This window comes from Methylobacterium sp. ap11 (assembly GCF_900110515.1).
Lineage (GTDB): Bacteria > Pseudomonadota > Alphaproteobacteria > Rhizobiales > Beijerinckiaceae > Methylobacterium > Methylobacterium ajmalii.
The window spans coordinates 152,300-175,275 of record NZ_FOEB01000006.1; the positions used below are offsets into that span (position 1 = coordinate 152,300).

Consider the following 22,976-nt stretch of genomic DNA (forward strand, 5'->3'; position numbering starts at 1 on the left):
GGTCCGGCGCCGCTCCCATACGGCGCCGCGTGCCGGAAGGCCACGGCACAGGTCTTAGCCCCGGCTAAGACCTCGGGCGCCGGCTATTCCTCAGGGGAAGGCGCGGGCCCGCTCAGCCGATGGCGGGCCGGGGAGCCGGCTCCCGGGCCTGCTCGCGCAGGCGGCTCACCTGGGCCCGTGCCCGGGCAGCGGCGGCCTTGTGGGCGTAGTGCCGGCGCGTGAAGCCGAAGCGGGCGGAGGACGCGAGGCTCTCCAGCCGCGCGGCCTCGCACTCCCACCAGACGACGAGCTCGGCATCGAGGGTCGGATGGCTGGGCATGACGGGAACTCCGGACGGACGAAACGACGCGATGTCAGATGGGGCGCCGGAGGCCGGCGCGCCATCCTCCGCCCCGCGAGCGCCCGTGCCCCATTGATCCGGCGGCGGAATCCTGGCTGAAGGGCGCGATGCGCGTGGACCTGTTCGATTTCGACCTGCCGGAGGACAGCATCGCCCTCCGGCCCGCGGTGCCGCGGGACGGCGCCCGCCTGATGCTGCTGCATCCGGGCAGCCCCCCGGAGGACCGCATCGTGCGCGACCTCCCCGGCCTCCTGCGTCCGGGCGACGTGCTAGTCTTCAACGATACGCGGGTGATCCCGGCGCGCCTGCGCGGCCTGCGCCACCGCGACGGCGGAACGGTACGGCTCGAGGCGATGCTGCACCTGCGGGAGGCGCCCGACCGCTGGCGCGCCTTCGCGCGGCCGGCCAAGCGCTTGAGGGTCGGCGACCGGGTCAGCTTCGGGGCGGCCGGGGAGGGCGAGGCCTGCGGGCTCACCCGCCTCGACGCCACCATCGTCGAGCGCGGGGAGGGGGGCGAGACCACCTTCGCGTTCGACCTCGCGGGCCCCGCCCTCGACGAGGCGGTGGCGGCGCTCGGCGAATTGCCGCTGCCCCCCTACATCGCCGCCAAGCGCCCGACCGACGCGCAGGACGCGGCCGACTACCAGACCGTCTACGCCCGCGAGCCCGGGGCTGTGGCCGCCCCGACCGCGGGCCTGCACTTCACGCCGGAGTTGCTGGCGGCCTGCGACGCCGCCGGGCTGGCGCAGGTGAGGGTGACGCTGCATGTCGGCGCCGGCACCTTCCTGCCGGTCAAGGCCGACGACACCGACGCCCACCGGATGCACGCCGAGATCGGCGAGATCACGCCGGGGGAGGCGGAGGCCCTGAACCGGGCCCGCGCGGCGGGCGGGCGCATCGTCGCCGTCGGCACCACGGCGTTGCGGCTCCTCGAGAGCGCGGCCGATTCGGAGGGCACGATCCGGCCCTGGACCGGTGCCACCGACATATTCATCACGCCCGGCTACCGCTTCCGCGCGGTCGACGCGCTGATGACCAACTTCCACCTGCCGCGCTCGACCCTGTTCATGCTCGTCTCGGCCTTTGCCGGGCTCGAGCCGATGCGGGCGGCCTACGCCGCCGCGATCGACCGCGGCTACCGCTTCTATTCCTACGGCGATAGCAGCCTGCTCTTCCGGGCGGAGACGCGATGACCGACCAGTTCACCTTCACCGTCGCGGCCACCGACGGCCCGGCCCGCACCGGCGAGATCCGCATGCCGCGGGGCGTCATCCGCACCCCGGCCTTCATGCCGGTGGGCACCGCCGGCACCGTCAAGGCGATGTATCCCGAGCAGGTGAAGGCGCTCGGCGCCGACGTGGTGCTCGGCAACACCTACCACCTGATGCTGCGCCCCGGTGCCGAGCGGGTGGCGCGCCTCGGCGGCCTGCACGCCATGATGCAGTGGCCCTACCCGATCCTGACCGATTCCGGCGGCTTCCAGGTCATGTCGCTGTCCGGGCTGCGCAAGCTCGACGAGACCGGGGTGCGGTTCCAGTCGCATCTCGACGGCTCGACGCATCTCCTGAGCCCCGAGCGCTCGATCGAGATCCAGGGCCTGCTCGGCTCCGACATCCAGATGCAGCTCGACGAATGCGTGCGCCTGCCCGCGCCCGAATCGGCGATCGAGAGCGCGATGCGCCTCTCCCTGCGCTGGGCCGAGCGCTGCCGCATCGCCTTCGGCGACCAGCCCGGCAAGGCGATGTTTGGCATCGTCCAGGGCGGCGATATCCCGGCTTTGCGCGTCGAGAGCGCCAGGGCCCTGGTCGACCTCGACCTCAAGGGCTACGCCGTCGGCGGGCTGGCGGTGGGCGAGCCGCAGGCGACGATGCTGGCGATGATCGAGACCGTCGAGCCGCACCTGCCGACCCACAAGCCGCGCTACCTGATGGGCGTCGGCACGCCCGACGACATCGTCCAGGCGGTGAGCCGCGGCATCGACATGTTCGACTGCGTGATGCCGACCCGGGCCGGCCGCCACGGCATGGTCTATACCCGCCACGGCCGCCTCAACCTGCGCAACGCGCGGTTTTCCGAGGACAACACCCCCCTCGACCCGGAATCGACCTGTCCGGCGGCCAACCTCTACAGCAAGGCCTACCTGCACCACCTCGTCCGCGCCGGCGAGATACTGGGAATGATGCTGCTGACCTGGAACAACCTGTCCTACTACCAGGACCTGATGGCTGGCCTGCGCAAGGCCATCGCCGAAGGGCGGCTCCAGGACTTCATCGGCGAGACCCGCGAGGGCTGGCAGAAGGCGGAGCGCGACCGGGCCGCCTGATCACGGGCCCGTCGCCCGCGGCGCGGCGAGCACGCGGTAGAACCCGTCCGGGTCGTCGGCCTTCGCGTCCACCGCCCGGCGCAGGGCATCGACGATGCGCCCGGCGACCGGCAGGCGGTAATGCAGCGCGTCCCAGTACTGGGTGTCGTCCCGCGTCACCGGTGACGGGATGCGGAAGTCGACCAGCGTCGCGCCGCGGCGGCGGGCGATGTCCGTCACCCGCGCCTTGCAGGCCGCCTCCCGCGCCGCCCCGGCGCTACCCGGCGGGGGTTGCGCTGCCACGTTGACCGGCATGAAGGCGACGAGCTTGAGGGCATCCGCCGGCACGAGGCCCAGCAGCTCGTCGAGCCAGGCCAGGGCCGGTGTGGCGGGATCGGCCGCGGGCGCCGCGTCGGGTGCGGGCGCCTCGCCGTGGATATGGGCCGCCGCCCGGGCCGCGTCGTAGAGCGATTCCGGCGGGGTGAAGACCTCGTAGCCGTCGCCGCGGATGCGGGCCTTCATCCGGCCGAGGCGGTGGAGGAGCGCCCGTCCGGCGATCTCGACGCTCTGCTGGTTCCATTGGTGGAGGAGCGCGTTCCAGGCGAGCGGCTCGCGGTAGAGCCAGGGCGGAAAGGCCCGGAAGGTCAGGCGCTTTGCATCCGCATCCGCCTCGCACCACGGCGCGTCGAGGCCGAACAGCACCGCCTTCGCTGAGGTCCGGGCGAGGAACAGCCGGGCGAGCTGCGTCTGCTCCCAGGGCGTCGCGGCGTTCATCGCCAGGTTGGCGAAGCGCCCGCCGAAGGCGCGGTCGAGGGCCTGCGGATCGAGGAGCCGTGCCGTCGAGGTGCCGAACACCGCCGCGTCGTAGGCGCCGCTGCGCACCACCTGCGGGTACATGAAGCGCTGGTTGAGATCCATGATCGGCCCCGGCGCCCGCCCGGGCGCGGCACGCAGGCCGTAAGGGTCGAGGAGCGTCACGAAGCCGAGCACGAGGAGCCCCAGCGCGCCGGCCGCCCCGACGAGGAGGCCGGCGAAACGCCGCCAGGCCGCGGCGGACACGGTCGCGGGATCGGCGGACGGGGCGGGGGCAGGGGACATGGCGACGGGGGTTCTGTGGGCGGCCGTGGTCTCCCGGTTGACCCGGCCGCGTCAACCCCCTATGTCCGCCCATGCTCCGAACAGGACCAGGGCCGGCCCGCCAGCGCCGCGCTTCATCCCGGGAGCACGGGCGCGTAGCTCAGCTGGTAGAGCAACGGACTTTTAATCTGTAGGTCCTGGGTTCGAGTCCCAGCGCGCTCACCACTCTTCTTCCGACATTCAAGCGATGTGGCTGCAGCCCACGGCAAATGCCGTGGCGCGAGTATCGCATGACGGGAAATGTCGGTCTCGACTGTTCGCGGGGTCTTTCGTCCGCAGTCTACGCGCCGGGTCGACCGGACCACCGGCGTCGCGGCGGCGGCCGTATCCCGGGCAAGACGCGGGGACATCCCTGCGGTCGTGCGGGTCTTCGTTGACGCTGTCGGACACCTATGCAACGAGCCATTGCCCAGAATGTCTGGAGGGGCAATGTCGGAGAATGATGCGCTCATGAAGGCCTTGGCTGATGTGAGCGAACGGCGCGCGGCGCTCGAGGCCGAGTACGAGCGGATCGGGGCGGAACTCGCCAAGCTCCGGCTCGCCGAGAACGCGCTGCGGGCGATCGTCGAGGATACGCCGATCGAGGATCTCGGCCTCGCGCGGCCGGCGGCCGGCCCGGCGGGCGGGTTCGCGGGCGCCGGCGGCATGAGCGCCGAGGCGCGGGCGAGCGGGCGGCGCGGCCCCCGGGGCCCGCGGGCGAACTCGACCAAGGGGCGGCTGAAGGCGCTGATCGACGGGGCCGGGCCGCAGGGCCTGTCGCAGCCGCAGATCCTGCGCGCCCTGCCGGACGCCGCACCGGCGACCATCAACGCCTACCTGAGCGGCATGGTCGGCGCCGGCGAGGCGCTGCTCGTCGGCAACTTCTATACCAAGCCGCGGACCCGCGACGACGAGGTCCAGGCCCAGAACGGGGCCCCGCACGACGACGGCGCGGAGGACGAGGACGACCTCTACGAGGGCGAGGGCGAGGTCGAGGACGGCGACGCCGACGAGGCTCCGCCCCGCGACCGGTGATCCCACGACGGGGCACGATCCCATCGCGGGCGCGTCCGGCGCGCATCCGGGACACACCCTCGCGGTTTCTCGACCTGCGGGGGGCCCGGGCATGACCGGTTTCGGGGGAGGGCGGTGGCGGTCCGGCTCCGGCTGGCCTAGGTGATCGGCCATCCCCGTCAGCCCCTGACACGCCCCGGGACCGGATGACGCCCATCATCACGATCGCCAACCTGTCGAAGACCTACGCCTCGGGTCACGCCGCGCTCAAGCGCGTCGACCTCGACGTCCGGGAGGGCGAGATCTTCGCCCTGCTCGGGCCGAACGGCGCCGGCAAGACCACCCTCATCAGCATCATCTGCGGCATCGTCACGCCGAGCACCGGCACGGTGACGGTCGGCGGCCACGACATCCTGGCCGCCCCCCGCGCCGCGCGCCGCCTGATCGGCCTCGTGCCGCAGGAACTGACCGCCGACGCCTTCGAGACCGTGTGGGCGACGGTGAGCTTCAGCCGCGGCCTGTTCGGGCTGAAGCCCGATCCGGCCCATATCGAGCGGGTGCTGCGCGACCTCTCGCTGTGGGAGAAGCGCGACGCCAAGATCATGACCCTGTCGGGGGGCATGAAGCGGCGCGTGCTGATCGCCAAGGCGCTCTCGCACGAGCCGCGCATCCTCTTCCTCGACGAGCCGACGGCCGGCGTCGATGTGGCGCTGCGCCAGGACATGTGGCGCCTGGTGCGCCGCCTGCGCGAGCAGGGCGTCACGGTGATTCTCACCACCCACTACATCGAGGAGGCCGAGGAGATGGCCGACCGGGTGGGGGTGATCGCCAAGGGCGAGATCGTGCTGGTCGAGGAGAAGGCCGAGCTGATGCGCAAGCTCGGCCGCAAGGAGCTGACGCTCCTCCTCCACGATCCGCTCCCCGCCCTGCCGGCGGCGCTCGCCGGCCATCCCCTGGCCCTGTCGGCGGACGGCACGGTGCTCACCTACACCTACGACGCCAAGGCGGAGCGCACCGGGATCACCGGGCTGCTCACCGACCTCGCCGCCTCCGGCATCCGCTTCCGCGACCTCCAGACCCGGCAGAGCTCGCTCGAGGACATCTTCGTCGATCTCGTGAAGGACCGCGCATGAACTGGCCCGCCATCCGCGCCATCTACGGCTTCGAGATGCACCGCGCCTTCCGCACGCTGCTCCAGAGCATCGTCGCGCCGGTGATCTCGACCTCGCTCTACTTCGTGGTGTTCGGCGCCGCCATCGGCGGGCGGATGACCTCGGTCGACGGGGTGCCGTACGGCGCCTTCATCGTGCCCGGGCTGATCATGCTGACGCTCCTGACCCAGAGCATCTCGAACGCCTCGTTCGGCATCTACTTCCCGCGCTTCTCCGGCACGATCTACGAGATCCTGTCGGCGCCGATCTCGGCGGTCGAGATCGTCGCCGGCTATGTCGGGGCGGCGGCCACCAAGTCGATCATGCTCGGGCTGATCATCCTGGCGACCTCGGCGCTGTTCGTGCCGCTGCGCATCGAGCACCCCTTCGTGATGGTGCTCTTCCTGGTGCTCACCGCCGTCACCTTCAGCCTGTTCGGCTTCGTGATCGGCCTGTGGGCGGACGGGTTCGAGAAGCTTCAGCTGGTGCCGCTCCTCATCGTCACGCCGCTGACCTTCCTGGGCGGCAGCTTCTACTCGATCGACATGCTGCCGCCGCTGTGGCGCACGGTCAGCCTCGTCAATCCGGTAGTCTACCTGATCAGCGGCTTCCGCTGGAGCTTCTACGGCCATTCGGACGTCAACCCGGCGGTGAGCCTGGGCATGGCCGTGGTGTTCCTTCTCCTCTGCCTCGCGGCGGTGGCCCGGATCTTCAAGACGGGATACCGGCTCAAAAGCTGACGATTCGATCGGACGGTCGCACGAGTCTCCGTCCCGCCCCGCGCGACCGTGCTTTTGCCCGTTCTCCGTCGGAGCCGGAAGCGGGTGCACAGAGCCGGATGCAATGGCAGGCTGTCCACGACGAGGTCCGCCGCCGGCATGCCGGCGGGGATCCCCTGCTCGGGATCGCCCGTGACCATGGGGCTGGCTCGTGCGACGGTGCGCCACTGTGCGAGCGCCGAGGCGTTCCCGGCGCGGCTGCCTCACGGTGCCGGAGCGAGCCTGCTTGATCCGTACGTCGCGTACCTGGCGGGGCGGATCGACGAGGGCTGCGAGACCGCGATGGCCCTGTGGCGCGAGATCCGGGAGCAGGGCTATCCGGGGACGAGCCGGCAGGTGCATCGCTTCGTCGCCGAGCGCCGGACGAGGCCGGTCCGATCAGGCCGCAAGCCCCTCCGTGCGAGGGCCCAGTGCATCGCAGCGGCCTGGCACGGATGCTCCATCGCCGCCCGCACGGCAGCTGGCGTGGCTGCCCGTGCAGCCGACCTCGGTCTTGGATGAGGGCGACGCCGCTGTGATGAGCCGCATCGAGCAGGATGACACCGCGCGGGCCGTCACGGGTCTGGCCCGCCGCTTCACGGCCCTGGTGCGCGCCGCCGGGAAGGGCAAGACCGTCGCCGATGATCAGAACGCCGCTGCTGACCTCGTTGTCCGGATCACCAAGGCCCGGACCTGCGACGCTCCTGCGATCGCGATGTTCGCCTCGGGATTGGACGCGGACCTCGCGGCCGTTCGGGCTTCCCTCACGGAGCCCTGGAGCAGCGGCCAAGCGGAAGGCCAGGTCAACCGGCTCACGCTCGTCAAGCGCCAGTGCTATGGACGGTCCGGCCTCGAACTTCTGAAGCGCCGCATGGTTCTGGCCGCCTGATCCACGCAAAGTGAGCAAGAATCCGATCCGGGGCAGTCCCAAACTGACCGATCACCCCGCACAGCCTCGTGGCGAATGCTACCACGAGATGCACGCCGTCGCAGCCGTCGCGCTCGGCTGGAGCCGAACCGCGCAGCCGTTTGCCGTCGAGCGCCACGTGTTCGTGTTCCAGATCCTGGCTCAGGCCCCGCCCCGGTTCGGCTGCGCCCCGCACCCAGGCTCCCGGCACCGCCTCGGTCGCCGTCACTTCGATGGCCTTGAAGAAGTAGTGGTACGCGGCATGGCAAGGCGCCCGCTCCAGGCCGAGCAGGAACAGCGCCTCGGGCAGCCGCCGCCGGCGCCGTCGGAATACGGCGCGCAGATCGTAGGCGCCCGACAGCATGGCGGCCAGAGCCAGGGTCGGAACGGACGACAGCCCGTGCTGGTGTCCTTTGCGGCCGCGCCGATCCGGGATGACGGCGAAACGATCCCACGAGCTGCGGGGCTCCGCGATGTCCAATGCTTCGTCCACAGCCCCCTCCAGGATCGCGTGCCGGATCCTGGATGAATCGTCCCCGCACGCCCGTCACCCCACCAACCGACTTCCCTGAATCGCCCTGCCCGGTTCAGGCCGACGCCTTGCCGCCGGGCCTCGGCTGTGCCCTGTTCGACGTCGCGGTGCACAGCGCGACGAGGCGGGCGGCAATCGGACGGCAGCGGGCGCTCAAGACCGCCAACGACGGCAGGCAAGGGTCGATCACCGTAGGGCCGTCGAGACACACGATCCGCAGAGAGGATCACTGCCCTGTGCGACCGGCGGCAGCGCCTCCAGCGCGGCGGTGGCGACCGCCTTCGACGTGGTTCGGGTCTCTCTGGTGACCGTAGGCCTCGCACAGTAGCCGGCCGGTACCCGTCGCCGATCCGGCCCGCCTCGCGGCGCGGATCGACGACGAGACCGCTCACTCCTTCGCCAGCGCGTCGGCGAAGGCCGCGATCCGGTTGCGGGCGTAGGTCGGCAGGCCGGCGCTGATCGAGGTGCCGGTGTTGAACGAGGAATTGCCCATCAGCACCTGGGCGGGCAGCAGGTTGCGCAGCACCGGCACGCGCTCGTACTCCTTCTTGCGGTCGAGCACGTCGGCCTTGATGCCGAGCGTCATGTAGGCGGTCACCGCCGTCTTGTTCGGATCGCCCGCCACCGGCTGCATCACCGCCAGGAACTTGCCGAAGCGCAGGATCTGGTTGACCCAGAAGATGTTCTGCTCCATCGCGCCGGCCACCGGCGCCTCGATCCTGGTGAGCTGGACGAGCTTGGCCGCCTCGTCGGGCGGCAGCACCCGCAGCTCGCTCTGGAACGAGACGAACTCGGCGATCTTCTTGCCCCCGTCCTCGAGCTTGTTGGCGAGCTTCACGCCGAGCGGCAGCTTGCCCTCGAGGTCGTAGCGCGACTCGATGCAGGTCGTGTCGGGCGCCTCGCACCACGGCCGGTCGGGCCGGCGGGCGAAGGCGGCGGCCGGGTCCTTGGTCGGGGTGGCGTCCGCGGGGCTCAGGGGCTTGTGCTTGATCGCCGGGTCCATCCGCGACACGAACGGGATCGTGGCGAAGCGCTTGAGGTCGATCCGGTCGGCCGGGCGCGGCACGACGAACCGGGCCTCCGCCACGTAGACCTTCAGCGCCTCGTGGCGGGGCTTGGCCACCCCGTTCACGGTCTGGACGTAATCCGGCTCGGCGTAGGCCGGGTGAGGGGACAGCAGGGCCTTCTGGGCCGGGCTGCGCTTGCCCCACTCGGTGAACGGCACGAGGCCGCTCTCCGGACTCGCCGGGTTGTCGCGGTGATCGGTGAACGCGATCGTGTTCGGGGCGATCGTCGCCGGATCGAGGCCCGTTACCGCCGGCACGTCCTTTGTGCGGTACTCGGCGAGGGCCGGGGAGGCCGCGAGCGCGGCGGCGAGCACGAGCGGAACGGGGCGCAGGCGCGCCGTGAGGCTGTCACGCACGGGAAAGGTCCTGTCCTGAGGGTCAGTAGGTCGGGTCGTCGCCGAACGGGTAGTCGGGATCGCGCCGGCGCGGCCGGCGGACGTATTCGTCGTCGTCGCCGAAGGGCGAGCGGCTGCGGGCGCCGGGCCAGACCGGGTCGGGCGGCTGGATCGGCTGCGCCCGGCGGGCATAGGGGCGCGGCTCGGGCCGGCCGAACAGGCTGCCGAACGGGTCGAACCGGTCGGAATCCGGCGCCTCGTCGGGGGCGCGGCCCGGATTCTCGCCCGGCAGCCCGCCCTCCATCGCGTCGCCGTCCTGGTCGCTATCCGGGCGCATCGCGTAGATCTGCTCCTGCGGCACCAGGCGGAAGCGGGTATCGGCGAGGCGCCCGTCGACCGAGAGGCGGAAATGCTCGATGAAGCCGCCCCCCGACACCCGGTTGCCCGAGCGCAGGTCGATCGCCGCATCGGCGATCAGGGGCTTGGCCTCCGGGCTCGGGCCCGAGAGCGGGGTCTTGGCGACCCCGTTGGCCCAGGCGGCCTGGAGCACCTGGGCGAAGATCGGCACCCCGAGATGGCCGCCGGTCTGGCCGCGGCCGAGCGTGCGGCGCCTGCCGTCGGCGTTGTCGTAGCCGACCCAGGCCACGATGGTGATCTCGTTGGTGAAGCCGGAGAACCAGGCGTCGTTCTCGTCCTCCGAGGTGCCGGTCTTGCCGGCGACGAAGGGCGAGAACCGGGCGAGCGCCGCCGCGGTGCCGCGCTGGGTCACGCCCTGGAGCAGGCTCTTCAGCTGGTAGAACGCCACCCGGTCGGCCGCGCCGATGCGGGCGAGCGGCCGGTCGGCGTGCTGGTAGAGCACCTTCTCGCCCTGGGTCACGCTCTCGAGCCCGTAGGGCGAGGGGCGCTGGCCCTCGTTGGCGATCGCCGCGTAGAAGGCCGCCAGATCGATCATCCGCACCGGCTGGGCGCCGAGCACGAAGGGGTAGTAGCGCTCGCACTCGGCGTAGAGCTGGGCGTCGAGCGCGATGTCGCAGACCTTCTGCAGGCTCGCCGGCGCCTTCTCGGCGATGCCGCCCTTGAGGAGCTGGGCGGTGACGAGGTTCTTCGAGTGCTCGAGGCCGCGCCGCAGGGTGGTGGGACCGGAGCCGCCGCCCTCGTAGTTCTTCGGCGACCACGAATCGCCGACCCCGCCGATCGGCGGCAGGGTCACGCGGGCATCCATCACCAGGGTGTTGGGTTGCAGGCCGGCGTTCAGCGCGGCGAGGTAGGTGACGGGCTTCAGCGTCGAGCCGGGCTGGCGCACGCTCTGGGTGACCCGGTTGAGCTGGCTCAACGGGTAGGAAAAGCCGCCCGCCATGGCGAGGATGCGCCCGGTGCGGTTCTCCATGACCAGCACCGCGCCCTGGACCTGCGGGCGGATGCGCAGGTCGGCGCGCGGCGCACCCTTGCCCTCGGAGAGCTTGACCCGCACCACGTCGTAGGGAGAGAGCCGGCCGCGGGCGGCACCCGGGTTCAGGCTCGCGACGCGCCCGTCGGCGAGGCCGACGCGCACGCCGCCCTGGCCGCCGGTGGAGAGCACCACGGCCGCCGGCCAGTGCACGTCGTAGAGCGGCAGGCGCGCGGTCTCGAGGGCCCGCTGCCAGGCCGGCTTCGGACCGGCGGGCTTTGCCACCTTCGCCTGCTTCTTGCCCTTCGGCGCCGGTTCGGGCGCGGGGGCGGGGGCCGGCTCGGGGGCGGGCGCGGCGGCCTCGATGCGGCGCACCGCGTCGGCGAGGTTGGCCTCCGGCCCCTCGTAGCGGGCGCGGCCCGTAGAGGCCTCGTAGCGCGACAGGCTCTCCTGCAGGATGCCCTCGGTCGCCTCCTGGAGGCCGGCATTGAGGGTGGAGCGCACCGTGTAGGCACCGGCGGTGAGCGAATCGAGGCCGGCGAGGGTACGCGCCTCGCGGGTCAGGTGGTCGACGAAGTGGAAGCCGGCATCCTGGCGCAGGCGCTCCAGGGGCGCGAGGCCGAGGGGCGCGGCGAGCGCCGCGTTCATCTCGGTCTCGGTGATCGCGCCCTCCTCCTTCATCCGGGTGAGGACGTAGGCGCGGCGCTCGCGGGCCCGCTCGGGGTAGCGGTCCGGGTTGTAGAAGTTCGGGCCCTTCGGCATGCCACCGAGGAGTGCCGCCTCGGCGACGTTCAAATCCTTGACCGACTTGCCGAAATAGCTGCGGGCGGCCATCTCGACGCCGTAGGCGCCGCGGCCGAGATAGATCCCGTTGAGGTAGAGGCCGAGGATCTCCGGCTTCGTCATCACCCGCTCGGCCCGGGCCGCGACGATCATCTCGCGGATCTTGCGCTCGTAGGTGACGTCGTCGCCGACCGAGAGGTTCTTCACCACCTGCTGGGTGATGGTCGAGCCGCCCTGGGGCCGGCCCGGCGAGGCGAGGTTGCCGATGAAGGCGCGGATCACCCCGCGCTCATCGATGCCGTGATGGGTGAGGAAGCGCTTGTCCTCGGCCGCGATGAACGCCTTCTGGACCAGCGCCGGAACCTCGCCGATCGGCACCGCGATGCGCCGGCCGTTCGGCTCGAAGGTTTCCGAGAAGCGCTTGCCGCGCTCGTCGAGGATCGTGGTGGCGCCGGGCAGCCGCAGCGTCTTGAGGGAATTGGCGTCCGGCAGGTCGGTGACCGCCTTGTTGTAGAACTCGATCACGTCCCGCGCCACGAAGGGCGAGTTCGCCGGGTTCTCGCCCTTGCAGAACTGCTTGTAGCTCGTGTTGAGCTCGCCGATGTCGAGGCCGTGCAGGAGCTTCGACTCGCCGGCGACCGCCTTCGGGTCCTCCATCGCGGTCGAGATCAGGTCGTCGAGGTTGATGTCCTCGATGTCGAAGGCCTTGCGCATGTGGGCGCAGCCGTCGCGCAGCAGCCGCACCACCTCCGGCCCGTCCTTGGCCGGATCGAACTGCGTGCGGATCGCGTCCGGCCGGGTGGTGACCTGGCTCAACGTCAGGGCCGTGGCGAACAGCTTGATGAGGATCGCGTTCATCGATGACCAGAGAGCCGGGGAGGGCCGGGGGCAGGAGGCGCCCGGCGGCCTGAACCGGACTTGACCCAGCCGGACATCGACAACGCGGCTGTTTTAAGGACGGGGCGGGGTCGCGGCCGCCGAAGCGGGGTTCTCCCCGGTCTCCTCGCCCGCCTCGCCCCGCAGCCGCCGCAGGGCGAAGGCGGTGAAGACGCCGACGAGGCAGAGCGCGAGGCCGAACCAGGTGAAGGCGTATTGCAGGTGGTTGTTCGGCAGGTCGACCCGGAGCTGCCCGCCCTTCGGCCAGCCGCCGGGATTGGGCGTCTGGTCGGACTCGATCAGGTAGGGGGCGACGCCCGACGGCCCCGTCGTGGCGAGCCCCTTGGCGGCGGCGATGCCCGGCACGTCGCGGTTGAACCACTCGCCGGTCTGCGGGTTGGGCGCGGGCACGAACATCGCCCGCGCCTCGCTCTGGCGCAGCATGCCGGTGACGGTGGTCTCGCCCCCGACCTGCCCGGCGGCGCGGCGCGCGACCTCCTTGAGTTCGGTCGGGACGAAGCCGCGGTTGACCAGCACCGTGCGGCCGTCCTTGAGGCGCAGGGGCGTGATCACGTAGTAGCCCTGGAGCGCCCGGCCCGGCGTGTCGCCGGGCGCCAGGCCGTGGACCAGCGTCTCCTTGTCGTGGAGGAAGCGGCCGGCGGCGCGCACCCGCTCGAACTCGTCCCGGGCCGGCTCGAAGGAGTCGAAGGCCGGCAGAGGGGCCGGCGGGTCGATCCGCGAGCGGGCGACGATCCGGTCGATCAGGGCCTCCTTCCAGGCCTTGCGCTCGAGCTGCCACACCCCGAGGCCGACCAGGATGCCCAGGCAGACGAGGCTCGCGAGCGCCGGCGCCACGAGGTCGCGCAGGGCGGCCCGCCGCTCCGCCGCGCCGGGCCCGGGGGCGGGTGCCGTCACCGGAAGCGCCCCTCCGCGGCCTTGTTGGAGTATTGCAGCGCCGCCATCATGCCCTTGAGCGGGCGGACCAGGATCAGGCTGAGGATGATCGAGAGCGGCGCCCAGAGCGCGGCATGGACCCACATCGGCGGCTCGTAGGCGAACTCGACCCACATGGCGAGCGCCACCACCACGATGCCGACGATCGACATCACGAAGAAGGCCGGACCGTCGGCGGAATCGATGAAGCGGTAATCGAGGCCGCAGACCTCGCAGGACGGGCGGAAGCTCAGGTAGCCCTTGAACAGGTGCCCCTCGCCGCAGCGCGGGCAGCGGCCGCGCAGGCCCACGGTCGCCGGTGAATCGACGGTGCGGTTGGATTCCATGGCCCTGCTCCTCGAGGCGGTCGGCGCGATGGACCCGATCTGGGCCCTGCCCGCCATAAGAAAAAGGGCGGCTTGCGCCGCCCTCTCATGTTCCCGACGCGGATGCGTCCCGGATCAATGCGCGGCGGCGTGACCGACGCCCGAGCCCCAGACGTAGATGGCGGCGAACAGGAACAGCCACACCACGTCGACGAAGTGCCAGTACCAGGCGGCGAACTCGAAGCCGAGGTGCTGCTTGGCGGTGAACTGGCCGAGGTAGAGGCGATACAGGCAGACCGCGAGGAAGATCGTGCCGATGATGACGTGGGCGCCGTGGAAACCGGTCGCCATGAAGAAGGTGGCCGAGTAGATGCTGCCCGAGAAGCCGAAATGGGCGTGGCCGTACTCGTAGGCCTGGACGAAGGAGAACAGCACGCCGAGGGCGATGGTCAGCCAGAGGCCGTACTTCATGCCCTTGCGGTCGTTGTTCAGCAGGGCGTGGTGCGCCCAGGTGATCGTGGTGCCCGAGGTGAGCAGGATCAGGGTGTTGAGCAGCGGCAGGTGCCAGGGATCGAACGCCTCGACGCCCTTCGGCGGCCACAGGCCCCCGGTGAACTCGACGCGCGAGGCCTGGATCGGGTCGGAGGTGTAGAGCGCGGCCTCGAAATAGGCCCAGAACCAGGCGACGAAGAACATCACCTCGGAGGCGATGAACATGATCATGCCGTAGCGGTGCGAGAGCTGCACCACGCGGGTGTGATCGCCGGTATTGGCCTCGTGGGCGACGTCCCGCCACCAGCTGAGCATGGTGTAGAGGATGCCGATCAGGCCGGCGAAGAAGACGTAGGGCCCGACCGCGAGGTTCGCGATGGTCAGGCTCTTCATCCACAAGACGGCGCCCGACGTCATCACGAAGCCGCTCATCGAGCCGACGAGCGGCCACGGGCTCGGATTGACGAGGTGGTAGTCGTGGTGCTTCCCGTGCGCCTCGGCCATCGTGTCGGGTCTCCTGCCTATCGTCTCGGACCGGTCGCGCCCCGCGCCGGCCGTGGATCTTGGTCTCGCGCGGGGCGGACCGGCTGCCGGCGTTCGGCCGCCGGCCTCGCATGGTCACGCTTTAAAGCCGCCCCGGCGCGGTTGTCACCTCGTCAATTGGCCTTGATCCCCGCCGGCGTCGCGAGCGCGGCCTGCGGCTGCCCGTTCTTCGACGCGAAGTAGGTGTAGGACAGGGTCATCTCGGTGAGGTCGCGGGTGTTCGAATCGGCCTTGATGCCGGGCTCGACGTAGAACACCACCGGGAAGTCCATGGTCTCGCCGGGCTTCAGCGTCTGCTCGTTGAAGCAGAAGCACTGCACCTTGACGAAGTAGCTGCCGGTCAGCGCCGGCTGCAGGTTGAAGGTCGCGATGCCGGTGCTCGGCACGGTGCCGGTGTTGGTGACGCGGAAGAACACCGTCTGGGTGGCGCCGAGCTGGGCCTCGACCCGCGGGGTCTCGGACTGGAAGCGCCAGGATAGGCCGGGCGCGACGTTGGTGTCGAAATGGACCACCATCCGGTCCTCGCTCACCGGCCCGGTGCGCGAGGTGCCGGTGCGGGGCGTGCCGTCGAAGCCGGTCGCCTTGCAGAACAGGTCGTAGAGCGGCACGAACGCGAAGGCGAGCGCCGTCATGCCGGCCACGATGCCCAGGCAGGCGAGAGCCGTGGCGCGGGACTGCCGCTGGCGGGTGCGCGGATCGGTCATGGCGGGTTGCCTCCTCGCGTCACAGCGGCCGGTTGAGGACCTGGGGGCCGAGCTTGGCGATCGTCAGCACGTAGAAGATCAGCACCAGGGCGGCGAGCACCATCGCGATGGCGACGGAGCGCTTGCGTCGGCGCTGGATCTCTTCGGGGGTCAGTTGCTGGGGCACCGTGCTCATCACCGGGTCGACCTGAGGGGAGGGCGCTTCAGCCGAGGACCGGCCGGAACAGCCCGAGGCCCTGCTCCGCCAGGAGGGCGGAGAAGAGCAGGAACAGGTAGAGGATCGAGAAGCCGAACAGGCTCATCGCCGCCTTGTTGGCCGCCTCGCCCTCGCGCCGGCGCAGCACCTGGACGCTGAGGCCGATCATCGCCAGCCCGCCGACGAGGCCGACGAGCCCGTAGAGCAGGCCGCCGAAGCCGAGGAAGACCGGGGCGAGCCCGAGCGGGGCGAGCAGCACCGAGTAGGCGAGGATCTGGCGGCGGGTCGAATCGGGGCCGGCGGTGTTCGGCATCATCGGGATGCCGGCGCGGGCGTACTCGCCGGCCTTGACCAGCGCCAGCGCCCAGAAATGCGGCGGGGTCCAGATGAAGATGATCAGGAACAGGACCGTGCCCTCGATCCCGATCGAACCGGTGACGACGGCCTGGCCAATCATCGGCGGCAGGGCGCCAGCCGCACCCCCGATCACGATGTTCTGGGCGGTCGAGCGCTTCAGCCACATCGAGTAGATGACGGCGTAGAACACGATGGTGAAGGCCAGCAGCCCCGCCGACAGCCAGTTGGCCGCGAGCCCCAGCACCAGCACCGAGCCGACCGACAGGGTCAGCCCGAAGGACAGGGCCTCGCCGGGCTGGATCCGGCCGGCCGGGATCGGGCGGGTGCGGGTGCGGGTCATCACCGCGTCGATGTCGGCGTCCCACCACATGTTGAGGCAGCCCGAGGCGCCGGCCCCGACGGCGATCATCAGGAGCGAGATCGCCCCGATTACCGGGTTCACGTGCGAGGGCGACACCGTCATGCCGACGAGGGCGGTGAAGATCACCAGCGCCATCACCCGGGGCTTCAGGAGCGCGAAGTAGTCCGCGACCTCGCCGCCGGAGCTGTTCGCCTCGACGAAGGGACGGTCGGAGATCGCGCTGTTCGACAGGGTGGTCATGCTGGGTGTCGCGGCCATCGTGGAAAGGGATTGCAGAAGGTGTCGCGCTCCTCGCCGGAGCGCCCGTGAGGGCGCTCGGGGAAGGAGCGGGGGCCGCACGCGGGCGGCCCCCTCTCGATCGTCAGTGGGCGTGGGACGGCTCGTCCACGATCACCGGCAGGGTCTCGTACTGGTGGAAGGGCGGGGGCGAGGTCAGGGTCCACTCGAGGGTGGTGGCACCCTCGCCCCACGGGTTGTCCGCGGCCCGCTCCTTGGAGCGGAAGGCGAGCACCACGCCAATCACGAACACCACCATGCCGAGCGCGAAGATGTGGCCGCCCATGGTCGCCACCCAATGCCAGCCCGCGAAGGCCTCCGGGTAGTCGGCATAGCGACGCGGCATGCCGGCGAGGCCGAGGAAGTGCATCGGGAAGAACAGCACGTTGGCGCCGATGAAGGCGAGCCAGAAGTGCAGCTTGCCGGCCCACTCGGGGATGATGCGGCCGGTCATCTTCGGGAACCAGTAGTAGACGCCGGCGAAGATGATGAACACCGCGCCGAGCGACAGCACGTAGTGGAAGTGCGCGACGACGTAGTAGGTGTCGTGCAGGTAGCGGTCGACGGCGGCGTTGGCCAGGATCACGCCGGTGACGCCGCCAACGGTGAACAGGAACACGAAGCCAACGGCCCAGTGCATGGCGGCGGTGAAGCGGATCGAGCCGCCCCACATCGTGGCGATCCAGGAGAAGATCTTCACGCCGGTGGGAACCGCGATCACCATGGTGGCGAACACGAAGTAGGACTGGGTCTGGAGGGTGAGGCCCACGGTGTACATGTGGTGGGCCCACACCACGAAGCCGACGACGCCGATCGCCACCATCGCGTAGGCCATCGCCAGGTAGCCGAAGACCGGCTTGCGCGAGAAGGTCGAGATGATGTGCGAGACGATGCCGAAGGCCGGCAGGATCATGATGTAGACTTCGGGGTGACCGAAGAACCAGAACAGGTGCTGGTACAGGATCGGGTCGCCGCCGCCGGCCGGGTCGAAGAAGGTCGTGCCGAAGTTGCGGTCGGTCAGCAGCATGGTGATCGCGCCGGCGAGAACCGGGAGCGACAGCAGCAGCAGGAAGGCGGTCACCAGCATCGACCAGGCGAACAGCGGCATCTTGTGCAGGGTCATGCCCGGCGCGCGCATGTTCAGGATGGTGGTGATGAAGTTGATGGCGCCGAGGATCGAGCCGGCGCCCGACAGGTGCAGGGCGAAGATCGCGAAGTCGACGGCCGGGCCGGGATGGCCGGCGGAGGACAGCGGCGGGTAGACGGTCCAGCCCGTGCCGGCGCCGACGGCGCCGGGCGCGCCCTCGACGAACAGCGAGCAGACGAGGCTCATGAAGCCCGCGACCGTCAGCCAGAACGAGATGTTGTTCATGCGCGGGAACGCCATGTCGGGCGCCCCGATCATCAGCGGCACGAACCAGTTGCCGAAGCCGCCGATCAGCGCCGGCATCACCATGAAGAACACCATGATGAGGCCGTGGCCGGTCACGAACACGTTGTAGGTCTGCGGGTTGGAGAAGTACTGGAGCCCGGGGGCCTCCATCTCCATCCGGATGCCGAAGGACAGGAACGCGCCGACGATGCCAGCCGAAAAGGCGAACAGCAGGTAGAGCGTGCCGATGTCCTTGTGGTTGGTCGAGTTGAACCAGCGCTGGAAGAACGGGGGGGTATGGTCGTGGGCGTGGTCGTGCCCTGCCGTGACGGCTTGAGCCATGGTCAGCCTCTTCGAGGGATGTCTCGGTCGGTCTGTCGGAAGGTGCGGGGCGCGCCGCCGGCGGCGCCCCGCGTCATGAGGTCGGCGCGCGTCGGCCGCGCGCCCGCGGCGCCTAGCGGTTGGCGTCCGCGAACTTGGCGCCGCCGTCGGTGCGGGCGAACTTGGTCTTGGCCTCGGCGGTCCAGGCCTGGAAGGCCTGGTCGCTCACCACCTTCACGGTGATCGGCATGTAGGCGTGGCGCTGGCCGCACAGCTCGGAGCACTGGCCGTGATAGGTGCCCTCGCGGTCGGCCTTAAACCAGAACTGGTTGAGGCGGCCCGGGACGGCGTCGATCTTGAAGCCGAAGGACGGCATCGCCCAGGAATGCATCACGTCGGCGGCGGTGACCTGGATCTTCACGATCTTGTTCACCGGCACGACCATCTCGTTGTCGGTCGCGAGCAGCTTGGGCTGGCCGGACTTCACCTGGTCGTCGCCCTCCAGCAGGTTGGCGTCGAACTTGAAGCCGCCGACATCCTCCGGGTACTCGTAGGACCAGTACCAGGCGTGGCCGATGACCTTGACCATCAGGTCGGCCTTCGGGTCGGAGAGCTGCGTGCGCAGCACCCGGAACGACGGGATCGCGATCGCCACCAGGATCAGCACCGGGACGATCGTCCAGGCGACCTCGAGCATCGTGTTGTGGGTGGTGCGCGACGGGGTCGGGTTCTTCTTCTCGTTGAACTTGACCACCACCGCGATCAGCAGCGCGAGCACGAACAGGACGACGGCGAGCATGATCCAGTTCAGGAGGTGGTGGAAATTGTAGATTTCCGTCGCCACCTCGGTCACCGGCCGCTGCAGGTCCATCTGCCACGGCACCGGCTGGCCGGTCCCGGCCGCCTCGGCGGCCGCCGCGGACCCGAGGAGCCCGGTCGCCGCCAGCGCCGCGGCGCGTCCCCCGAAGCTCCGGACCGTCGCCGGCCGTATCTGCGCCCTCGCCATCCCCATGGTGCCCTCGATGCTCCCCAACAGGCTGTCTGCCGGCAACGGCTGCCCGCGGGGCGGAGCGCCGTCCTCGCTTCGGCCGCGCGATGCCGGCCCGCTGCCCTGCGGCCGGAAACCGGCCGAGACCCGGTTGCCGTCTCTCACCACAATGCCGCCGCAAGCGCAACGGCGTTGGCGTCGCATCGGCGCCGGGAATTCGCGTGTCGGCACTGGACATTCGTCGTGATGCTCGAATGATTCCGCAAAAGCGTGCGCGATCCCGCCGCGCCCGTCCGGACCCGCTTCCGTACCCTGCCGGCACGCCCGACCGAATTGCGATTCTTCGATGATCGATCGTCTCGAGTTCATCCTGGCGCTCGCGCGCGAGCAGCATTTCGGCCGCGCCGCCCAAGCCTGCGGGGTGTCGCAGCAGACCCTGTCGGCGGGGGTCAAGCAGCTCGAGGAACGCCTGGGTGTGCTTCTCGTGCAACGCGGCTCGCGGTTCCAGGGCTTCACCCCGGAGGGCGAGCGGGTGCTCGACTGGGCGCGGCGAATCGTCGGCGACGCCCGCGCCATGCGCCAGGAGGTGGCCGCGCTCCGCCGCGGCCTCTCGGGCACGCTCAGGATGGCGGCCGTGCCGACGGCGACCCCGATGGTCGCGGCGCTCACCACCCCGTTCCGCGCCCGCCACCCTGCGGTACGCTTCTCGGTGCAATCCTCGACCTCGCACGAGATCGTCCGGCAGATCGCCAACCTCGAGCTCGATGCCGGCCTCACCTACATCGAGGACGAGCCGCTGGGGCGGGTGACGGCGCTGCCGCTCTACCGCGAGCATTATCGGCTGCTCACCGCGGCCGACGGGACCTATGGCGGGCGCGCCAGCGTGACCTGGGCCGAGGTCGGCCGCATCCCGCTCTGCCTGCTCACCCCGGCGATGCAGAACCGCCGCATCATCGACCGCCACCTGCGCGCCGCCGGGGCCGAGCCGGCACCGCTGCTCGAATCGAACTCGATGATCGTGCTCGTCACCCACGTGCGCACCGCCAAGTGGGCGAGCATCATGCCGGCGGCGCTGGCCGAGACCTTCCGGCTCACCGAGCGGGTCCGCGCCGTGCCGATCACCGATCCCGACGTGAGCCACACGATCGGCCTCGTCGTGCCCGAGCGCGATCCGATGACCCCGCTGATCGCCGCGTTCCTCGCCGAGGCGCGGGCGATCGCCCCGGAACTGGCCGCCGAGGTGGCCGCCCTGTAAGTTCTTCGGCGGACGTTCTGCACGATGTCGGCAATCCCTTGAAAAGGTGCTGTCGCTCAATGCCTTGAGGGTACCGGTACCGGTCCCCGGCCGCGCTCCTGGAAAGCGCGTTCGCTCCATGAAAATGCGTCGCCGCGTGCGCTTTCAACAAAAATTCGTTGTCGCATCACCGAACCGCGCGATTGATTCCGCCACCACCGGTGGTCAGGTTGGAGATTAGAACGACAACGATCTGGGCTGGAAACCATGCCGGGATACGCACCCTGGGACGCCGACCGGGCGACCGGGATCATCGCCGAACACGCCCACCGCGAGGGCGCGACCCTGCCGATCCTGCACGCGCTCCAGGAGACGTTCGGCTACGTCGACGGCGCGGCGGTCCCGCTGATCGCCGAGGCGCTGAACCTGTCGCGGGCCGAGGTCCACGGCTGCATCACATTCTACCACGACTTCCGCAGCGCGCCGGCCGGCCGCCACACTGTCAAGTTGTGCCGGGCCGAGGCCTGCCAGGCGATGGGCGCCGACGCCCTGCATGACGACATCCTGCGCCGCTACGACGTCGCCTGGCACGGCACCACCCGGGACGGGCAGGTGACGGTCGAGCCGGTCTTCTGCCTCGGGCTCTGCGCCTGCGGACCGGCGGCGCTGGTCGATGGCGAGCCGGTCGGCCGCCTCGACCTCGACGCCCTGGCGGGCGCCCTGACGGAGCGGGCGGCATGAGCATCACCCTCTATCTGCCCAAGGACGCCGCCAGCCTCGCGCTCGGCGCCGACCGCGTCGCCGGGGCGCTCCAGCGCTCGGCGCAGGCCCGCGGCCTCGACGTGACGCTGGTCCGCACCGGCTCGCGCGGCATGCTGTGGCTCGAGCCGATGCTCGAGGTCGAGACGCCGGAGGGGCGCATCGCCTACGGACCGGTGCGGCCCGGCGACGTCGAATCCCTGCTCGATGCCGGCCTGGTGCAGGGCGGGGCGCATCGCCTGCGCATCGGCCGGCCGGAGGACCAGCCCTATTTCGCCCGCCAGCAGCGCCTGACCTTCGGCCGCTGCGGCGTGATCGACCCGGCCTCGGTCGAGTCCTACCGGGCCCATGGCGGCTATCGCGGCCTGGAGGCCGCCCTGAAGGCCGGCCCGGCCGGCACCGTCGAGGCGGTGAAGGCCTCGGGGCTTCGCGGCCGGGGTGGTGCCGGCTTCCCGACCGGCATCAAGTGGAACACGGTGATGCTGGCTCAAAGCCCGCAGAAATACGTGGTCTGCAACGCCGACGAGGGCGATTCCGGCACCTTCGCCGACCGGATGCTGATGGAGGGCGATCCGCTCACGCTGATCGAAGGCATGACGATCGCGGCCGTCGCGGTCGGCGCCACCCGCGGCTACATCTACTGCCGATCGGAATATCCCCACGCCTTCGCGGCGCTGGAGACCGCGATCGCGGCGGCCGAGCACGCCGGCTACCTCGGCGCCGACGTGATGGGCTCGGGCCACGCCTTCCACCTCGAAGCGCGGCTCGGGGCCGGCGCCTATATCTGCGGCGAGGAGACCTCGCTGCTCGAGAGCCTGGAGGGCAAGCGCGGGCTCGTGCGGGCCAAGCCCCCGATCCCGGCGCTCAAGGGCCTGTTCGGTCAGCCGACGCTCGTCAACAACGTGCTGTCCTTCGCCGCCGTGCCGTGGATCCTGGAGCATGGCGGTCCCGCTTATGCCGCCTACGGCATGGGCCGCTCGCTCGGCACCCTGCCGATCCAGCTCGCCGGCAACGTCAAGCGCGGCGGATTGATCGAGACCGCCTTCGGGCTGACGCTCCGCGAGGTGATCGAGGAGTTCGGCGGCGGCACCGCGTCCGGTCGGCCCTTGCGCGCCGTGCAGGTCGGCGGGCCGCTCGGGGCCTATTTCCCGGAAAGCCTCCTCGACACGCCGCTCGACTACGAGGCCTTCGCGGCGAAGAAGGGCCTTCTGGGCCATGGCGGCATCGTGGTGTTCGACGACACCGTGGACCTCGCCCGCCAGGCCCGCTTCGCCTTCGAGTTCTGCGCCGCCGAGTCGTGCGGCAAGTGCACGCCGTGCCGGATCGGCGCGGTGCGCGGCATGGAGACGATCGACAAGGTGATCGCCGGCGAGTCGCCGCGCGAGAATCTCGCCCTCGTCACCGACCTCTGCGAGGTCATGACCGACGGTTCGCTCTGCGCCATGGGCGGGCTCACGCCCGTCCCGGTGATGAGCGCGCTCACCCATTTCCCGGAAGATTTTTCCGGCCGCGGCGCCAAGCTGCCGCTGGCTGCCGAGTGAGGACG

Annotated in this window: 23 protein-coding genes and 1 tRNA gene; 11 read left to right on the forward strand and 13 right to left on the reverse strand. The window is 70.6% G+C overall.

The window, feature by feature from the left end:
* Positions 1-112 precede the first annotated feature (112 nt).
* A complete protein-coding gene (locus tag BMX97_RS11035; RefSeq protein ID WP_091749393.1) occupies positions 113-319 on the reverse strand; it encodes a hypothetical protein in 207 nt (68 codons plus the stop codon).
* Positions 320-447: 128 nt separating this feature from the next.
* Here BMX97_RS11035 and queA point away from each other — a divergent pair, with 128 nt between their 5' ends.
* Together queA and tgt are read left to right on the forward strand one after the other, a co-directional pair.
* Complete coding sequence (queA, locus tag BMX97_RS11040; protein ID WP_091749395.1) at positions 448-1,533, forward strand: tRNA preQ1(34) S-adenosylmethionine ribosyltransferase-isomerase QueA; 1,086 nt, start codon at positions 448-450, stop codon at positions 1,531-1,533.
* A complete protein-coding gene (tgt, locus tag BMX97_RS11045; RefSeq protein ID WP_091749398.1) occupies positions 1,530-2,663 on the forward strand; it encodes a tRNA guanosine(34) transglycosylase Tgt in 1,134 nt (377 codons plus the stop codon). The genes queA and tgt overlap by 4 nt, the downstream gene beginning before the upstream one ends.
* Here the strand turns inward: tgt and BMX97_RS11050 are convergent, their stop codons facing one another.
* Positions 2,664-3,740: a hypothetical protein gene (locus tag BMX97_RS11050; RefSeq protein ID WP_091749402.1), complete on the reverse strand. Its 1,077-nt coding sequence runs from the start codon at positions 3,738-3,740 to the stop codon at positions 2,664-2,666. It abuts the gene before it with no gap.
* 128 nt (positions 3,741-3,868) lie between these two features.
* Here BMX97_RS11050 and BMX97_RS11055 point away from each other — a divergent pair.
* From BMX97_RS11055 to BMX97_RS11080, 6 genes are all read left to right on the forward strand, one after another.
* A tRNA-Lys gene (locus BMX97_RS11055) sits at positions 3,869-3,944 on the forward strand.
* Positions 3,945-4,229: 285 nt separating this feature from the next.
* Positions 4,230-4,793, forward strand: coding sequence for a hypothetical protein (locus tag BMX97_RS11060; RefSeq protein ID WP_348273120.1), 564 nt, complete (start codon positions 4,230-4,232; stop codon positions 4,791-4,793).
* 185 nt (positions 4,794-4,978) lie between these two features.
* Positions 4,979-5,905, forward strand: a complete 927-nt coding sequence (locus tag BMX97_RS11065) for an ABC transporter ATP-binding protein (RefSeq protein ID WP_060845806.1) — start codon at positions 4,979-4,981, stop codon at positions 5,903-5,905.
* Positions 5,902-6,663: an ABC transporter permease gene (locus tag BMX97_RS11070; RefSeq protein ID WP_091749408.1), complete on the forward strand. Its 762-nt coding sequence runs from the start codon at positions 5,902-5,904 to the stop codon at positions 6,661-6,663. Before BMX97_RS11065 ends, BMX97_RS11070 begins: the two co-directional genes overlap by 4 nt.
* Positions 6,664-6,834: 171 nt before the next feature.
* On the forward strand, positions 6,835-7,203 hold the full coding sequence (locus tag BMX97_RS11075; RefSeq protein WP_143074603.1) for a hypothetical protein: 369 nt from the start codon (positions 6,835-6,837) through the stop codon (positions 7,201-7,203).
* 16 nt (positions 7,204-7,219) lie between these two features.
* Positions 7,220-7,570 (forward strand): transposase, encoded by a 351-nt coding sequence (locus BMX97_RS11080; protein ID WP_091749414.1) that lies wholly within the window; start codon positions 7,220-7,222, stop codon positions 7,568-7,570.
* On the opposite strand, the gene BMX97_RS11085 is transcribed toward BMX97_RS11080, so the two are convergent.
* From BMX97_RS11085 to coxB, 11 genes are all read right to left on the reverse strand, one after another.
* Complete coding sequence (locus BMX97_RS11085; protein WP_177202186.1) at positions 7,503-8,081, reverse strand: transposase family protein; 579 nt, start codon at positions 8,079-8,081, stop codon at positions 7,503-7,505. The genes BMX97_RS11080 and BMX97_RS11085 overlap by 68 nt on opposite strands.
* A 427-nt stretch (positions 8,082-8,508) precedes the next feature.
* The gene (locus tag BMX97_RS11090; protein WP_244537610.1) at positions 8,509-9,501 is read right to left on the reverse strand and encodes a hypothetical protein; all 993 of its coding nucleotides are present in this window, start codon (positions 9,499-9,501) and stop codon (positions 8,509-8,511) included.
* A 64-nt stretch (positions 9,502-9,565) separates the two neighbouring features.
* Positions 9,566-12,550 carry a penicillin-binding protein 1A gene (locus BMX97_RS11095; protein ID WP_091749424.1) on the reverse strand — a complete coding sequence of 995 codons (2,985 nt, stop codon included), beginning with the start codon at positions 12,548-12,550 and terminating at the stop codon, positions 9,566-9,568.
* Between the two features lie 93 nt (positions 12,551-12,643).
* Entirely contained in the window at positions 12,644-13,483 is an 840-nt protein-coding gene (locus BMX97_RS11100) for an SURF1 family protein (RefSeq protein ID WP_091749427.1), read from the reverse strand.
* Complete coding sequence (locus BMX97_RS11105) at positions 13,480-13,848, reverse strand: DUF983 domain-containing protein (protein WP_060850033.1); 369 nt, start codon at positions 13,846-13,848, stop codon at positions 13,480-13,482. The genes BMX97_RS11100 and BMX97_RS11105 overlap by 4 nt, the downstream gene beginning before the upstream one ends.
* Before the next feature lie 114 nt (positions 13,849-13,962).
* A complete protein-coding gene (locus tag BMX97_RS11110; RefSeq protein ID WP_060850034.1) occupies positions 13,963-14,823 on the reverse strand; it encodes a cytochrome c oxidase subunit 3 in 861 nt (286 codons plus the stop codon).
* Between the two features lie 152 nt (positions 14,824-14,975).
* The gene (locus tag BMX97_RS11115; RefSeq protein ID WP_091749432.1) at positions 14,976-15,566 is read right to left on the reverse strand and encodes a cytochrome c oxidase assembly protein; all 591 of its coding nucleotides are present in this window, start codon (positions 15,564-15,566) and stop codon (positions 14,976-14,978) included.
* A gap of 19 nt (positions 15,567-15,585) precedes the next feature.
* A complete protein-coding gene (locus BMX97_RS32815; RefSeq protein ID WP_048428088.1) occupies positions 15,586-15,741 on the reverse strand; it encodes a hypothetical protein in 156 nt (51 codons plus the stop codon).
* A gap of 28 nt (positions 15,742-15,769) precedes the next feature.
* Positions 15,770-16,720 (reverse strand): heme o synthase, encoded by a 951-nt coding sequence (locus tag BMX97_RS11120; protein ID WP_091749435.1) that lies wholly within the window; start codon positions 16,718-16,720, stop codon positions 15,770-15,772.
* Between the two features lie 121 nt (positions 16,721-16,841).
* The gene (gene ctaD / locus BMX97_RS11125; RefSeq protein ID WP_060850037.1) at positions 16,842-18,470 is read right to left on the reverse strand and encodes a cytochrome c oxidase subunit I; all 1,629 of its coding nucleotides are present in this window, start codon (positions 18,468-18,470) and stop codon (positions 16,842-16,844) included.
* A 112-nt stretch (positions 18,471-18,582) separates the two neighbouring features.
* Positions 18,583-19,455: a cytochrome c oxidase subunit II gene (coxB, locus tag BMX97_RS11130; RefSeq protein ID WP_236013047.1), complete on the reverse strand. Its 873-nt coding sequence runs from the start codon at positions 19,453-19,455 to the stop codon at positions 18,583-18,585.
* Positions 19,456-19,783: 328 nt separating this feature from the next.
* Between coxB and BMX97_RS11135 the strand changes: the two genes are divergently transcribed.
* The 3 genes from BMX97_RS11135 to BMX97_RS11145 all read left to right on the forward strand — a co-directional run bounded on the left by BMX97_RS11135 (position 19,784) and on the right by BMX97_RS11145 (position 22,971).
* Positions 19,784-20,692 carry a LysR family transcriptional regulator gene (locus BMX97_RS11135; protein WP_091749438.1) on the forward strand — a complete coding sequence of 303 codons (909 nt, stop codon included), beginning with the start codon at positions 19,784-19,786 and terminating at the stop codon, positions 20,690-20,692.
* A 246-nt stretch (positions 20,693-20,938) separates the two neighbouring features.
* Complete coding sequence (locus tag BMX97_RS11140; RefSeq protein ID WP_091749440.1) at positions 20,939-21,412, forward strand: formate dehydrogenase subunit gamma; 474 nt, start codon at positions 20,939-20,941, stop codon at positions 21,410-21,412.
* Positions 21,409-22,971: a formate dehydrogenase beta subunit gene (locus tag BMX97_RS11145; RefSeq protein WP_091749444.1), complete on the forward strand. Its 1,563-nt coding sequence runs from the start codon at positions 21,409-21,411 to the stop codon at positions 22,969-22,971. Before BMX97_RS11140 ends, BMX97_RS11145 begins: the two co-directional genes overlap by 4 nt.
* Positions 22,972-22,976: the final 5 nt, after the last annotated feature.

Bases quoted from the DNA above. Each gene is read 5' to 3' on its own strand.
- BMX97_RS11035 (WP_091749393.1), bottom strand. From the start codon at position 319: ATGCCCAGCCATCCGACCCTCGATGCCGAGCTCGTCGTCTGGTGGGAG.
- queA (WP_091749395.1), top strand. From the start codon at position 448: ATGCGCGTGGACCTGTTCGATTTCGACCTGCCGGAGGACAGCATCGCC.
- tgt (WP_091749398.1), top strand. From the start codon at position 1,530: ATGACCGACCAGTTCACCTTCACCGTCGCGGCCACCGACGGCCCGGCC.
- BMX97_RS11050 (WP_091749402.1), bottom strand. From the start codon at position 3,740: ATGTCCCCTGCCCCCGCCCCGTCCGCCGATCCCGCGACCGTGTCCGCC.
- BMX97_RS11060 (WP_348273120.1), top strand. From the start codon at position 4,230: ATGAAGGCCTTGGCTGATGTGAGCGAACGGCGCGCGGCGCTCGAGGCC.
- BMX97_RS11065 (WP_060845806.1), top strand. From the start codon at position 4,979: ATGACGCCCATCATCACGATCGCCAACCTGTCGAAGACCTACGCCTCG.
- BMX97_RS11070 (WP_091749408.1), top strand. From the start codon at position 5,902: ATGAACTGGCCCGCCATCCGCGCCATCTACGGCTTCGAGATGCACCGC.
- BMX97_RS11080 (WP_091749414.1), top strand. From the start codon at position 7,220: ATGAGCCGCATCGAGCAGGATGACACCGCGCGGGCCGTCACGGGTCTG.
- BMX97_RS11095 (WP_091749424.1), bottom strand. From the start codon at position 12,550: ATGAACGCGATCCTCATCAAGCTGTTCGCCACGGCCCTGACGTTGAGC.
- BMX97_RS11105 (WP_060850033.1), bottom strand. From the start codon at position 13,848: ATGGAATCCAACCGCACCGTCGATTCACCGGCGACCGTGGGCCTGCGC.
- BMX97_RS11110 (WP_060850034.1), bottom strand. From the start codon at position 14,823: ATGGCCGAGGCGCACGGGAAGCACCACGACTACCACCTCGTCAATCCG.
- BMX97_RS11115 (WP_091749432.1), bottom strand. From the start codon at position 15,566: ATGACCGATCCGCGCACCCGCCAGCGGCAGTCCCGCGCCACGGCTCTC.
- BMX97_RS32815 (WP_048428088.1), bottom strand. From the start codon at position 15,741: ATGAGCACGGTGCCCCAGCAACTGACCCCCGAAGAGATCCAGCGCCGA.
- BMX97_RS11120 (WP_091749435.1), bottom strand. From the start codon at position 16,720: ATGACCACCCTGTCGAACAGCGCGATCTCCGACCGTCCCTTCGTCGAG.
- ctaD (WP_060850037.1), bottom strand. From the start codon at position 18,470: ATGGCTCAAGCCGTCACGGCAGGGCACGACCACGCCCACGACCATACC.
- coxB (WP_236013047.1), bottom strand. From the start codon at position 19,455: ATGGCGAGGGCGCAGATACGGCCGGCGACGGTCCGGAGCTTCGGGGGA.
- BMX97_RS11135 (WP_091749438.1), top strand. From the start codon at position 19,784: ATGATCGATCGTCTCGAGTTCATCCTGGCGCTCGCGCGCGAGCAGCAT.
- BMX97_RS11140 (WP_091749440.1), top strand. From the start codon at position 20,939: ATGCCGGGATACGCACCCTGGGACGCCGACCGGGCGACCGGGATCATC.
- BMX97_RS11145 (WP_091749444.1), top strand. From the start codon at position 21,409: ATGAGCATCACCCTCTATCTGCCCAAGGACGCCGCCAGCCTCGCGCTC.